Annotated in this window: 15 protein-coding genes; 9 read left to right on the top strand and 6 right to left on the bottom strand. The window is 49.1% G+C overall.

Going from position 1 to position 11,635, the window contains the following annotated elements; genetic code table 11:
- The first annotated feature begins 6 nt into the window (after positions 1-6).
- The 7 genes from ACJJIK_RS02305 to ACJJIK_RS02275 all read left to right on the top strand — a co-directional run bounded on the left by ACJJIK_RS02305 (position 7) and on the right by ACJJIK_RS02275 (position 5,506).
- Positions 7-2,436, top strand: coding sequence for an endonuclease/exonuclease/phosphatase family protein (locus ACJJIK_RS02305; RefSeq protein WP_444944073.1), 2,430 nt, complete (start codon positions 7-9; stop codon positions 2,434-2,436).
- 229 nt (positions 2,437-2,665) lie between these two features.
- A complete protein-coding gene (locus ACJJIK_RS02300) occupies positions 2,666-3,349 on the top strand; it encodes a Bax inhibitor-1/YccA family protein (RefSeq protein ID WP_444944072.1) in 684 nt (227 codons plus the stop codon).
- Positions 3,350-3,415: 66 nt separating this feature from the next.
- Positions 3,416-3,808 carry a sulfurtransferase complex subunit TusD gene (gene tusD, locus ACJJIK_RS02295; protein WP_444931370.1) on the top strand — a complete coding sequence of 131 codons (393 nt, stop codon included), beginning with the start codon at positions 3,416-3,418 and terminating at the stop codon, positions 3,806-3,808.
- Positions 3,809-3,810: 2 nt separating this feature from the next.
- Positions 3,811-4,173 (top strand): sulfurtransferase complex subunit TusC, encoded by a 363-nt coding sequence (gene tusC, locus ACJJIK_RS02290; protein WP_444931371.1) that lies wholly within the window; start codon positions 3,811-3,813, stop codon positions 4,171-4,173.
- Between the two features lies 1 nt (position 4,174).
- Positions 4,175-4,468: a sulfurtransferase complex subunit TusB gene (gene tusB, locus ACJJIK_RS02285; protein ID WP_444944071.1), complete on the top strand. Its 294-nt coding sequence runs from the start codon at positions 4,175-4,177 to the stop codon at positions 4,466-4,468.
- Between the two features lie 6 nt (positions 4,469-4,474).
- Positions 4,475-4,810 carry a TusE/DsrC/DsvC family sulfur relay protein gene (locus ACJJIK_RS02280; protein ID WP_444931373.1) on the top strand — a complete coding sequence of 112 codons (336 nt, stop codon included), beginning with the start codon at positions 4,475-4,477 and terminating at the stop codon, positions 4,808-4,810.
- A 330-nt stretch (positions 4,811-5,140) separates the two neighbouring features.
- Positions 5,141-5,506, top strand: a complete 366-nt coding sequence (locus tag ACJJIK_RS02275; protein WP_444944070.1) for a hypothetical protein — start codon at positions 5,141-5,143, stop codon at positions 5,504-5,506.
- A 20-nt stretch (positions 5,507-5,526) separates the two neighbouring features.
- On the opposite strand, the gene ACJJIK_RS02270 is transcribed toward ACJJIK_RS02275, so the two are convergent.
- The gene (locus tag ACJJIK_RS02270) at positions 5,527-6,624 is read right to left on the bottom strand and encodes an IS630 family transposase (RefSeq protein WP_444944069.1); all 1,098 of its coding nucleotides are present in this window, start codon (positions 6,622-6,624) and stop codon (positions 5,527-5,529) included.
- 194 nt (positions 6,625-6,818) lie between these two features.
- Between ACJJIK_RS02270 and ACJJIK_RS02265 the strand changes: the two genes are divergently transcribed.
- Together ACJJIK_RS02265 and ACJJIK_RS02260 are read left to right on the top strand one after the other, a co-directional pair.
- Positions 6,819-7,133, top strand: coding sequence for a hypothetical protein (locus tag ACJJIK_RS02265; RefSeq protein WP_444944068.1), 315 nt, complete (start codon positions 6,819-6,821; stop codon positions 7,131-7,133).
- A gap of 230 nt (positions 7,134-7,363) precedes the next feature.
- Positions 7,364-7,708, top strand: coding sequence for an IS30 family transposase (locus tag ACJJIK_RS02260; RefSeq protein WP_444944067.1), 345 nt, complete (start codon positions 7,364-7,366; stop codon positions 7,706-7,708).
- A 37-nt stretch (positions 7,709-7,745) separates the two neighbouring features.
- On the opposite strand, the gene ACJJIK_RS02255 is transcribed toward ACJJIK_RS02260, so the two are convergent.
- The 5 genes from ACJJIK_RS02255 to ACJJIK_RS02235 all read right to left on the bottom strand — a co-directional run bounded on the left by ACJJIK_RS02255 (position 7,746) and on the right by ACJJIK_RS02235 (position 11,524).
- A complete protein-coding gene (locus ACJJIK_RS02255) occupies positions 7,746-8,246 on the bottom strand; it encodes a GNAT family N-acetyltransferase (protein ID WP_444944066.1) in 501 nt (166 codons plus the stop codon).
- 24 nt (positions 8,247-8,270) lie between these two features.
- On the bottom strand, positions 8,271-8,897 hold the full coding sequence (locus tag ACJJIK_RS02250) for a hypothetical protein (RefSeq protein WP_444944065.1): 627 nt from the start codon (positions 8,895-8,897) through the stop codon (positions 8,271-8,273).
- Between the two features lie 362 nt (positions 8,898-9,259).
- A protein-coding gene (locus ACJJIK_RS02245) for an IS3 family transposase (RefSeq protein WP_444931122.1) occupies positions 9,260-10,398 on the bottom strand; the annotation gives its coding sequence in 2 pieces (ribosomal slippage) (positions 9,260-10,149 and positions 10,149-10,398; 1,140 coding nt in all).
- A gap of 354 nt (positions 10,399-10,752) precedes the next feature.
- On the bottom strand, positions 10,753-11,082 hold the full coding sequence (locus ACJJIK_RS02240) for a hypothetical protein (RefSeq protein ID WP_444944064.1): 330 nt from the start codon (positions 11,080-11,082) through the stop codon (positions 10,753-10,755).
- 136 nt (positions 11,083-11,218) lie between these two features.
- Positions 11,219-11,524, bottom strand: a complete 306-nt coding sequence (locus tag ACJJIK_RS02235) for a hypothetical protein (protein WP_444944063.1) — start codon at positions 11,522-11,524, stop codon at positions 11,219-11,221.
- Between the last annotated feature and the right edge of the window lie 111 nt (positions 11,525-11,635).

Below are 11,635 nucleotides of genomic sequence, written 5' to 3'. Positions count from 1 at the left end.
GCAGTAATGTTAAGCCGTATTGGACTCTCAATCAGACGCTGGCGCCGCCGCTTAAGCCGCAGCGAGTGGATCACTCGTCTACTCAGACTATCCACCAGCCCGCAGAGCCCCCACGCCCCTGGCCTGATTTTGATTCAAATAGACGGGTTGGCCCACCCAGAGCTGTTAAAAGCCCTGGCGCGGGGGCGAATGCCATTTTTAAAGCGCCTGATCAGAAAAGAACACTACCGCCTGGAACATATGTACCCCGGGGTGCCCTCAACAACCCCAGCGGTACAGGCAGAGCTCTTTTACGGTGTCCGCCAGGCCGTGCCCTCTTTTGGTTTTCTCGTTCACGAAACCCAAAAGCTCGGGCGCATGTACGACCCGGAAGTGGCCGCGCTGGTAGAAAAAAGAATTAACACACAGGATCGCGATCCACTTTTAACCGGCGGCAGTTGTTATCTCAGTTTATTTAAGGCCGGTACCAAGACTGGCGAGGCCCACTTCTGCCCGGCAGACCAGGGCTGGGGCCCGGCCCTGCGCAAAGCCAGCCCCCTGGCAATCGCCATTTTGATTGTCACCAACCTCTGGAGCCTGGTGCGCACCAGCGCACTAATTATTCTCGAACTGCTGCTCTCTATCGCCGATTGTATTCGCGGAATTATCGCCGGGCAGAACCCACTCAAAGAATTGCTGTTTATTCCAACGCGGGTCGCCGTCACCATTCTTACCCGAGAGCTGTGTACCATGGGGGTGAAAGTCGATATCACCCGCGGCCTGCCGATTATTTATATCAACCTGCTCGGTTACGATGAGCAGTCCCACCGGCGCGGGCCCAAATCGGCATTTGCCCACTGGGTATTAAAGGGGATAGACAGTGCGATAGCCAAAATCTGGAAAGCCGCACACACTTCAGAGCGGCGCCATTACGATGTATGGATTTTCTCAGACCACGGCCAGGAACAAACCCAAGCCTACGAGGAGCTAAATGGGCGCAGTCTGGGTGACGCCCTCTCTGAAGCGCTCTCCAGCCTGCCCTCCGCGCCACAAATCAGACCCACGGCCCCCGCCAAAAAAGTCCGCTTCGAAAGAGCCCGCCTGTTTGGCAGTGAATGGATGGACAAAAGCAATATTGAACAGGCATCCAAGCAAGAGGGCGACAAAGCCCCAACTGCCCTGGTCGCCCTGGGGCCCATCGCCATGCTGTACAACATCGACCTGGGGGGCGCAAATCGCGCCGATGTTGCAAGAATGATCGTAGAGCAGGCCAAGGTGCCCTTAGTGCTCTACCTGCAAGACCCCAAATCACCGGCGTCATCGCCGGTACACGGCTGGTGGAGAGAGGGGCCTATCGCGCTCCCGAAGGACGGCCGCAAACTGATGGGGAATGAACACCCCTACCCGGACCAGGCCGCAGAGGATATGGCCAACCTGTGCCGACACCCGGATTCCGGGGATTTTATGATGTACGGCTGGTGTACAGGTCTGCCGCAACCGATCACCTTTGCCATGGAAAATGGCAGTCACGGCGGCTCCGGGCCCAACGAAACCCACGCCTTCACCCTGATGCCAGAGGATATCCAGCCCCCGGACCCCAGCCTCGGCTACTGGCGCCCCCAGGACCTCCGCACCGCCGCCCGATCCTACCTCAGGGGTGCCCCCCCAAAGAGGATGGATACCCACAGAGCACCGCAGAAGGTGCTGCGCATCATGACTTACAACGTACACAGCTGCCGGGGACTCGACGGTAAACTGTCACCCCAGCGCATCGCCCGAGTGATCGCCCGCTACCACCCGGATATCGTCGCCCTGCAAGAACTGGACGTGATGCGCAAGCGCAGCGGCGGCCTCGACCAGGCAGAGAGATTGGCGCGCCTACTGACCATGGACCTTCACTTCCAGCCCACAATCAATATCAAGGAGGAACGCTATGGCGACGCCATCCTTACCCACCTCCCGGCCCGCCTGATTAAAAAAGGCATACTGCCCGGCCCACCTGCGGGCAAAGGGAGACTGTTCAACCCCGCCGCCGACGAACCACGCGGCGCGGTATGGATAGAGATCGAAGCGAATGGTCGGCCTGTCCAAATCATCAATACCCACCTGGGTCTATCCCGCACAGAGCGCCTGCGCCAGGTCGATGCCCTGCTCGGCCCCGAATGGCTCAGCAACCCCCGCTGCACCGGAGAGCGGGTGCTGCTGGGAGACTTCAACGCACTGCCAAATTCCGCCGAGTGCAAACGCCTGGGAGGCTACCTCCGCGACGCCCAGGAACAGGCGCCCCACCACACGCCCAAAGGGACCTTTCTGAAAGTGCGTATCGACCATATTTTCTTGAGTGCGGGGCTCAAGGTGAAAAAGGTACTGGTGCCAAAAACCTCTCTAACCCGCCAGGCCTCAGACCATCTGCCACTGATCGTAGATATCGAGATTCCCCCCAGGGTGGATAAATAAGCTCCCTTGGACGCCTGGTCAGCGCCGCTCCTACCCGCACAACAGCCCTTGAAAAATGCCCCACAGCCCTCACAATAAGCGGAGGATATTTTACTAAACCCTTTAAAAACATAGGGTTTTTGTAAATTCATAGACACTGGCAGACGGATACTAAAAGGGTTTCCCCGACTTGAAGGTCCCCACTGCGAGCTATATGATTCTTCTATCAATCAATAGCAGGAGTCGCTAAATGCAACCGCAAGCTTACACTCAAACCCGCGCACTGGATCGCTCGGAATCGGCGAAGGTGTTGCGCAATACCTATGCCCTACTGGCTATGACCGTTCTCTTTAGTGCCATTACCGCCGGCATTTCCATGGCGATTGGCATGGGCCGCGGCATGAGCCTGATCTGCTCCCTGGGAGCCCTGGCTTTAATCTGGTTTGTATTGCCGCGCACAGCAAACTCCGCCGCAGGCGTGGGCGTCGTTTTCGCCTTTACCGGCCTACTGGGCGCTTCCATCGGCCCACTGCTTAGCCACTACCTGGGCATGGCTGGCGGCGGCCAGATCGTTATGCAGGCCCTCGGTACCACTGCCCTGATCTTCTTTGCCCTGTCCGCCTACGTGCTGACTACCCGCAAAGATTTCAGCTTTATGGGTGGCTTCCTCGCCGTTGGCCTGATAGCGGTCCTGGTATGTTTCCTGGGCGTTATCATCGCAGGCTTCTTCGGCATCCATATGCCGCTGTTTAGCGTTGCCCTGAGCGGCGTTGTGGCCCTGCTGATGTCCGGCTTTATCCTGTACGACACCAGCCGCATCATCAACGGTGGCGAAACCAACTACCTGATGGCTACCGCCTCCCTGTACCTGAACATCTTCAACCTGTTCACCAGCCTGCTGCACATCCTTGGATTCGCATCCTCTGACGACTAAGCAACAAGCCTGATCGAGCAAGTCACAATGCCCCGCCATGCGGGGCATTTTACTATTTGGCCCCCTATGAAGTTTTCCCTAGCCATCTACTCTGCCCCCCACAGCGGCCAATCCGCATCCAGTGCGCTGCGATTTGCCAAAGCCCTTTTAGCCCAGGGCCACACCATCTACCGGGTCTTTTTCTACTGCGACGGTGTACAAAACGGCAATGCCGTAGCCGCCCCTCCTCAGGATGAAACAGATCTCACCGCCGAGTGGCAGGCACTGGGCCGCCAGCACCCATTGGACCTGGTAGTTTGCATTGCCGCAGCGCAACGGCGCGGAGTACTGAACCAGCGAGAATCCGAGCGCCTGGAAAGACCCGCCGCCAACTTAGCGGACGGCTTCGAACTGGCGGGCCTAGGCCAGTTGACCGATGCCGTCGCCAACTCCGACCGCCTGATTACCTTTGGAGGCTGAGCATGAACACTAAATCACTGGCCCTGTGCCGCACCGCCCCCTACGGCAACGCCCTGGCACGGGAGGGTATCGAAGCCGTACTGGCCGCAGCGGCGATGGAACAGGACGTGGACCTGCTGTTTCTCGGCGATGGGGTATTCCAATTATTGGAGCAGCAATCGCCCGCAGAAATCGGCCAGAAAAGCCTGCGCCGCAATTTACAGGCCCTGCCGATGTTTGGGATTGAGCAGTTTTTTGTTTGCCAGCAAAGCCTCGCTGAACGCAATATCACACTGGAGCAAATTCAGGTTGCCGGCGCAGAAACCAAAACCGTAACAGATACCGGCTCACTGATCGCCGCTTACCCCACCGTATTGAGCTTTTAATATGACGTTGCATATTGTCAGTAAATCACCCTATACCAGCAGCGCCCTAAAGGAATGCCTGGGTGCATTTGCACAGGGCGACGCCCTCCTTCTTATTGAGGACGGCGCCTACGCACTGCATCACCCAACCCTGGCAAGGGTGCAAAATGCACCGGTCTACTGCCTGGAGGCTGACGCCGCTGCCCGAGGCCAGCAACAACCTAGGGCGGCCATGGATAGCGTGGAAATGATCGACGATGCTCGCTGGGTACAACTCTGTACCGAGCATCAACCCATAGTCAGCTGGTTTCGGTAACAACAAATGAGCAACCTAGTCGTCAACGGACAGGAAATCCCCTTGGATAAAGAGGGTTACCTGCGCAACCTCAGTGACTGGAGCCGGGACGCCGCTCTTCAGCTGGCCGCTGCCGAGAACATCGAATTGAGCGATGAGCACTGGCAGGTTATCGACCTGCTGCAAAGCTTCTACCGCGAATTTGAACTCTCCCCGGCTATGCGCCCGCTGGTGAAATATATTGGCCAGCACCTAGGTGCAGAAAAGGGCCGCAGTATCTATCTAATGCAGCTTTTCCCCCCCAGCCCGGCAAAAGTGGCCAGTAAAATCGCCGGCCTCCCCAAGCCAACCAACTGCCTATAATCCCCCCTAGACCAGGCTTGCCTGCGCCAGCCTGGTCAGCTACCCCCTACATATATTTCAGCACTTCGCTCTGTATAGCCAATAGATCTGAATAGTACCCGCTCTCAAACGGCTGGGCATACAGGTTTACATGGTGAGCGGATTTTCTCTGCCTGATTTCAATAACGGTGAACCCCCTCAAAACGATACACCGCTTCCCTTTCAGTATTGAATGCAGGATAGTTTATAGTTCAGTGCATTCAGCAATAAAGAATTGACCTTAATACTGCGCTAACATAAAGCATAAGAAGCACCCAGGTCAGTTAAGCGCTTAACCCACAAAATAAAACTATGAACAAGAAAAATATATGGATCGTTGCAAGCATGTCACGCCCATTAAAGGGCTGTTTACTTGACAGTGATGGGGCAGAGTTTTATTACGTCGACTGCTTAATTCCAGCAAAAAACTCTGAAGAAGCTACTGGTACCATGGTTCACCTATTGCGAAACAAGCAGCTCGATTTGGCCGAAATACTTAAATGTGAGAGGTATAATCCCAAATCATGGAAGAGCAGCATGCAATTTGAGCAGATAGAAAAGGCTGCTGAGCATGCCAGAAATAAAGGGGAACCTAAATTTGCCCTATTTATTTCCTCTGATGCTTTGGACTTTGATGAAGATAAAGAAACTGATAATGACGAAGTTGAGTGGGACTAGTTTTAAACTAGTGTACTGTATTAAATAGATTGCTGATTTGAGAGTGCTTGGCGTGCACGCTCCACTTTCAATAAAATTTCCTCAGCAGATTTCGTCCACACAAAAGCTTTCTTGGCTTCATTATGTGTTTCAATAAATTTCACGATAGCCGTTTCCAACTCCTTGACTGAGGTGAATACCCCTCGGCGCAACTGCTTCTCTGTGAGTAATCCAAAAAATCTTTCTACCAGATTTAGCCAGGATGAACTGGTCGGAATAAAATGAAGATGAACTCGTTTGTTTCTCTTGAGCCAGCGCTTTACATTTTCATGCTTGTGAGTCGCGTAATTATCGACGATAAGATGAAGATCCTGTTCTTTGGGTGTTTGCTTTTCTACGGTCTTTAAAAAGCCTAAGAACTCCTGATGACGATGGCGCTTTCTACACTCACCTATGACCTCACCAGTCAGCGTATTAAGGGCGGCAAAAAGAGTGCTTGTCCCGTGACGTTTATAATCATGGGTCATGGTGCCACACCGCCCCGGTTTCATGGGTAGTCCAGGCTGTGTCCGATCCAGGGCCTGAATCGAGCTTTTTTCATCCACACAAAAGACAACAGCATTTTCTGGCGGTGACATATACAAGCCAACAACATCGCGTAATTTTTCTTCAAAAGCAGGATCGTTACTCACCTTGAACTTTTCGGTTAGATGAGGCTTAAGGCCCACTTCCTGCCATACCCTGCTGACAAAAGAGTGGTTAATTCCTAAGACTTTCGCCATGCCTCGCGTTGTCCAGTGTGTCCCATCCTTTGGCTTACTTCCTGTCGTCATCTTGATAATTTTCGAGCGGAGTTTTGCCTGCTCTTCTGAATTCTTACCGCCATGATTAGCCCCCCTGGGCAAATCCTTCTCTATACCTGCCAGACGCTTTTCTGCAAAACGATTGCGCCATCGGCCCACCGTATTGACATCAATGCTTAACTTTTTCGCAATTTGGTAGTTGGGAACCTGCTTGGCAGCGAGCAAAATAATCTTTGACCGCTCAGCCAATCTCACCGATATTTTTCGACTTTTTATATTCTTTTCTAACTGCTTTTTTTCTTCCGGTGATAAATTGATTTCAACTTGAGCTGGCATTGGTCTTCACTTAATCGCTAAATTAAGCTCACATTATATATCGGTAATCTATTTAATACACTACACTAGCTTTAGACAAACAGGGATTGATACATTCCAGTATTGTGTGCAGGTAATGCCACTTATGGGCACTCGGAAAAATACCGTCAACCATATATCCACAATAAAATATACAACAACTGAAGAACCTGACAATGCTTAACTTTAGCGGGAAAGATGAAAAGGCCAGGCTGGTCATGCTTCATTATGCCGGGGAGTTTAACAATCAAACCGTGCTTGAAATTCTATCCAAGCCAAGAGGCGTCTTCAATAAAGAGGAAGCTATTATTCTATCTAGGTTTTTCTGGGAAATGCTCGACGCCACTGCCCTAGACAGAGAAGAGGGAAAGATTGTATTAGGCGAGGCTAACCTTCAACATTGGGCAGAAAGAATAATGCACATTATTGGCGGACACCTGAACAGCAATGGCTACCAACAAGAGTGGGATACAGTCTGCGATGAAGCATAGATCCACAATCCAGCTAATCATAAAGTGGTATGAAACTTTAATGAAGAATTTCCCGTTAAGTACTCCTGCTTCAGATTACCAAAATTTTCCTCACCGCTTATTCAGGACACCATTCCGTAGTGCTATTTATGAACATCCACCAGAAAAAATATAATCCTTCAGCCCTTTTGACAAACGAGTGAAGCTTTCGAACATTTCTTGCCCTCATATCGGGTCAAATAAGCAGCAAAATGGCACCCTTTATGAGAATTTACCCCCAGAGATATCCCCTACAACATAAGGACTTCGTACACATTATTACTGCCTACAACGGTAAAGTGTTTACCCTGAACGGGAAAACTGAAGGGGCTCTAGATGCGAAGGTCTATTTTGCACATCCGCATTCATCGTGGGAGAGGGATCTAAATGAGAATACCAATGACCTACTGCGTCAGCATTTCTCGAAACAAACTGATTTCAAGCTTGCGAATCAAGCAGATATAGAAGCGACTATTGAGAGTTTAAATAATCGCCCGAGAAAGACCCTGGACTACCCCCCCGAAACAATCAATAGGAGAATATACGACTGCCGCTGAAGCCTAAATGGTGATGTACTTCAGAGTTAAATGCAGACTATATATTTTCCAACGAAAGTGACATTTCATGCCAGCTTAACCCTCCATGATCGGAGTTGGATTCACCAATATGAACAAAACCAAATCTAGCGTACATACCAAGAAGTTCAGCTTGGCATATTAGATAAATCCTCGCCTTACCTAACCCCTTCATAGAGCTAATAAAGCTATCCATCAACTTCCTTGCCATACCCCTGCCTTGATACTTAGGATCAACCACCACAGACATAATAACAACATTTTCCCCACTTGGGTCATGGCCAACCAACTCTTTAAACTCCTCATTAGACAACTCAACCCTGTGAGCTGCTCCTGAATTAATAAATCCAATAATTTCTTTACTATTCTCTATAACAAGAAAACCTTCTGGATAGCTCTTGATCCGCTTTAAAATTTTTTCTTTCGTTGCAGCCTCACTACCGCTATAGGACACAGATTCAATTTCAAAGCATCTGTCCAGGTCCCGCTCATTTGCAGAGCGAATATTGACTTCAGGCATAATTAACCCCCCTCCGCACAGAATTCAAACGGAGCGTATTGGAGCACCGCAACTTTTCTTGTTAAGTCTTTTTTCATACTGGTCAAGCTTCCCTAGGAATTGCATTACAAATTCTTTATCACTTTTATTTTTAGATAAATAAACCGCAAAGTTAGCCTCATCACGAATATCTTTACATTGCTCAATATCTGCCCCATCCATACCATAAAGGATAGCTGAAGGCCATTCGTGCTCACAATATGAAAGCCAAGTTAAAATACTATTTACAAGCAACTCATTACCTTCTGTGTTGCTTGGATCAATATCATAACACTTGCGATAAAAGTCCATTTCCCCCAAGAACCCAAGATCCTCAAAAACCCCTTTTGTTTGACATATGTTTTGTACCAGCTTACCCAGCCATAACGTAGATCTGTAGTCATTTGCTTCATAGCCTTTTCTCAAGACCGGATAGACAAGATTATTAAAGAGTTCGTGGCGAATACAGCTATGGTTATTAGTCTCAAGGCATGGCAGATACCCCCAGACCCAAGATTCAATTTCATCTTCGCTCTCAAATGAGTCTACGAATAGAGAAACATACTTAGATGCTTGCTTTTTGAGACCTTTCTTCAAGCAATCTTGAAAATTTTGATAGTGTTCGATATTCATAGGAGACTTAACGCCTTTAGCGTGTGTAGTGGGCTGGATCTGCGAAGCAGCGGAGGTTCAGCCCTAAAGAGGAGATTGTGCCTGGCCTTGTTAGCACTTTCACTCTACATCTTTATCTATCTGGTAAATGTCATGCCAAAGCATCCCATTTATCATGGCTATTCCCTTCAATACATCAGCCTCATAAAAGGGGCCACTGCCAGCATATAGATAATTCCCCTATTTAGCTGAAGATAAGGATTTGTAGCCGGTATCCGACACCCATTCTGTTTTCAAATTTCGGAAGAAACAGCTTAGCCGGTACAGTCCACTACAATTTCTCCTAGCCTTGTTGTTGTGGTCAAGTCCAACCGGACACCTCTTTAAGCACATTTCTCAAATTCGATAGGGGTTACATCCCCCAATGTTGTGTGTATTCTGCATGAGTTGTAATAAGCAATATAGGCTCTCACATCTGCTGTCGCGTCCACCCTTGTTTCATAGAGATTTCCCGTTAGCCACTCTCGCTTCAGGCTGCTAAAAAACCGTTCTGTTGGTGCGTTGTCCCAGCAATTTCCTTTACGGCTCATTGAACATACCATTCCATGCTCCTTCAGCAACGCCTGATAGGTATGGCTGGCATACTGACTGCCTCGATCAGAGTGGTGTAGAAGGCCTTGCGGTGGTGTGCGTAAATTGACGGCCATCATCAGCGCACGACTCGCCAAAGCCGTTTCCATCTGGCGATCTAGGTGCCAACCAACTATCCGGCGTGAATAGAGATCAATTACTACCGCCAAGTACAACCATCCCTGTAGCGTCCAGATGTATGTAATATCCGTAGCCCAAACTTGATTTTTAGCACTCGGCGAAAAATCCCTATTCAGAAGATTCTCTGCAATGGGCAGTTGGTGTTTGCTATCTGTCGTCAACGCAAAACGCTTCTTGCGTTTTACTGCCAAACCTAGCTTTTTCATTAGCTTTCGGACTCGATAGCGCCCAATTTTAAAGCCCTCTCTGCGTAATAGCTTCATTAGTCGGCGGCTTCCCAAGCTCTGCCGAGATTCTGCAAATAAGGCCTTCAAGCGATGGCATAGTTGCCATGTTTGGCTATCTATTGAGCTATCACTGCGATGGCACCAATCGTAATAGCTGCTCTTTTTTACCTGCATTACTCGGCAAAGCATCCTAACTGGAAAGCTACTTTTCTGCTCTTTGATGAAGCTGTACTTTACTTCATTTCTTTCGCAAAGAAGGCGCTGGCCTTTTTTAGGATTTCCTTCTCCATCCGCAAGCGCTTGTTTTCACGTCGCAACCGATCCAATTCAGCGCGCTCGCCTGCATCCAACCTTACTCCGCTCTCTTCCTGCTTCAGCTCCTTTACCCAGCGTCGCAAGTTATTAGCAGTGGTCCCTACAGCCTCTGCGGCCTTAGAAATCGAATAGCCTTGTTCAGAGACAAGAGCTACAGCGTCTTTCTTGAACTCCGGCTTGAATTGCCGGCGTGTACCTTTTGTTGTCATACGTCACCTCACTTGGTAGTTTTACCATCTTAGCGAAGTGTCCGGAAGTATTAGACCACTACAGACACTGCTCTTTGGGTCGAAGTTTAAACTGCCAAGAATATTAGATAAGTATTTATTCAGCCGAGCACCCTCCACAACCTGACCTTTCACTTCACTCATACCCCAATCTTGCATAGTAACCCAGCCAAATCTGAAATTCTTGTTGTGCTAAAACTGTAATTGATTAATTTGCACAATAAAACTGGAAAAACTTGTGTATGAAATTTAGCGTCTGCCTGGGATGGATTTGCAGCAGTGAAGCTGCGAAAAATCCGCCCAAGCCATGGGACGCATGGTGACTACAGCCGCGTGTTAAGAGCCAGTTTTAGCCACGGCTATATGCCGAGACTTAACACCATTACTTTTCAAAAAATTAATTAGCTCTTCAGTTGTATGGTCATTCTGACCAGAAAATGGTTGAAAGACAAAGCTATAATTTGTTTCTGAGGCTAAAAGATTGGATATGACAACTTGAGCCTGCTGGGAACTCATGGGCCCACCGACACCCTGAATAAAGATTGTGCTCTGAGGAGAGATTGCAAGAATAATTGTTTCATGGCTCTCACCTTCGAGATGAACAAGAGACTCCTGACCGCAAGAGGAAAGTAAAACCAGAAAAAATAATATTATGATCTTTTTCATTTTTTAGCCTTAACGCTGAGCTAACCGGCAACCAGTGCAAAGCACGCTTTTCTCTGTCCGACGGAGGTCGCTTGCGGTCGAAGTGTAGTTGAGCTTCTTATTAAGCCTGCAATGAGCTCCGCTACTCCCCATGAAACTATCCCCACGCTTCAGCTTCAAGACCATCACAGTCTGACACCAAATTTCCAGACTCATCGTATATCTTAAATATATGCTGAATATCTCCTATACTTCCTGCACCATCAAGTCCCAACAGCAGGGAATAATAGATGTCGGTAAGAACACCATCTAGGACTAACTTCATCAGATCTTTTTGTTTTGGACTCAGTTCCATCTCCTTGATTAGGGAAGCCACCTCAGTTTCCTCACTGCCAGACGTATAAAGTTTGAGAAAATCTTCCTTCCCGGTCTTCCAATGTTTTACAAACTCTTTAGCATCCATAATTTTCTCTGAGAGCTTAACGCCTTGCCCACCTGCACATACTGCGGAAAGCATTTTTGTGCAAAATGGAACACAGCACCATAAAAAAATTAGTATAGTAGTATGTGTTGA

The sequence above is a fragment of the Microbulbifer regidiadema (SeqCode) genome (assembly GCF_052466995.1).
The sequence above is the reverse complement of the archived record's forward strand: the minus strand, read 5'-3'. Positions and strand labels throughout refer to the sequence as shown.

Coding starts and splice junctions, on each gene's coding strand:
- ACJJIK_RS02305 (WP_444944073.1), top strand. CDS start 7: ATGTTAAGCCGTATTGGACTCTCAATCAGACGCTGGCGCCGCCGCTTA.
- ACJJIK_RS02300 (WP_444944072.1), top strand. CDS start 2,666: ATGCAACCGCAAGCTTACACTCAAACCCGCGCACTGGATCGCTCGGAA.
- tusD (WP_444931370.1), top strand. CDS start 3,416: ATGAAGTTTTCCCTAGCCATCTACTCTGCCCCCCACAGCGGCCAATCC.
- tusC (WP_444931371.1), top strand. CDS start 3,811: ATGAACACTAAATCACTGGCCCTGTGCCGCACCGCCCCCTACGGCAAC.
- tusB (WP_444944071.1), top strand. CDS start 4,175: ATGACGTTGCATATTGTCAGTAAATCACCCTATACCAGCAGCGCCCTA.
- ACJJIK_RS02280 (WP_444931373.1), top strand. CDS start 4,475: ATGAGCAACCTAGTCGTCAACGGACAGGAAATCCCCTTGGATAAAGAG.
- ACJJIK_RS02275 (WP_444944070.1), top strand. CDS start 5,141: ATGAACAAGAAAAATATATGGATCGTTGCAAGCATGTCACGCCCATTA.
- ACJJIK_RS02270 (WP_444944069.1), bottom strand. CDS start 6,624: ATGCCAGCTCAAGTTGAAATCAATTTATCACCGGAAGAAAAAAAGCAG.
- ACJJIK_RS02265 (WP_444944068.1), top strand. CDS start 6,819: ATGCTTAACTTTAGCGGGAAAGATGAAAAGGCCAGGCTGGTCATGCTT.
- ACJJIK_RS02260 (WP_444944067.1), top strand. CDS start 7,364: ATGGCACCCTTTATGAGAATTTACCCCCAGAGATATCCCCTACAACAT.
- ACJJIK_RS02255 (WP_444944066.1), bottom strand. CDS start 8,246: ATGCCTGAAGTCAATATTCGCTCTGCAAATGAGCGGGACCTGGACAGA.
- ACJJIK_RS02250 (WP_444944065.1), bottom strand. CDS start 8,897: ATGAATATCGAACACTATCAAAATTTTCAAGATTGCTTGAAGAAAGGT.
- ACJJIK_RS02240 (WP_444944064.1), bottom strand. CDS start 11,082: ATGAAAAAGATCATAATATTATTTTTTCTGGTTTTACTTTCCTCTTGC.
- ACJJIK_RS02235 (WP_444944063.1), bottom strand. CDS start 11,524: ATGGATGCTAAAGAGTTTGTAAAACATTGGAAGACCGGGAAGGAAGAT.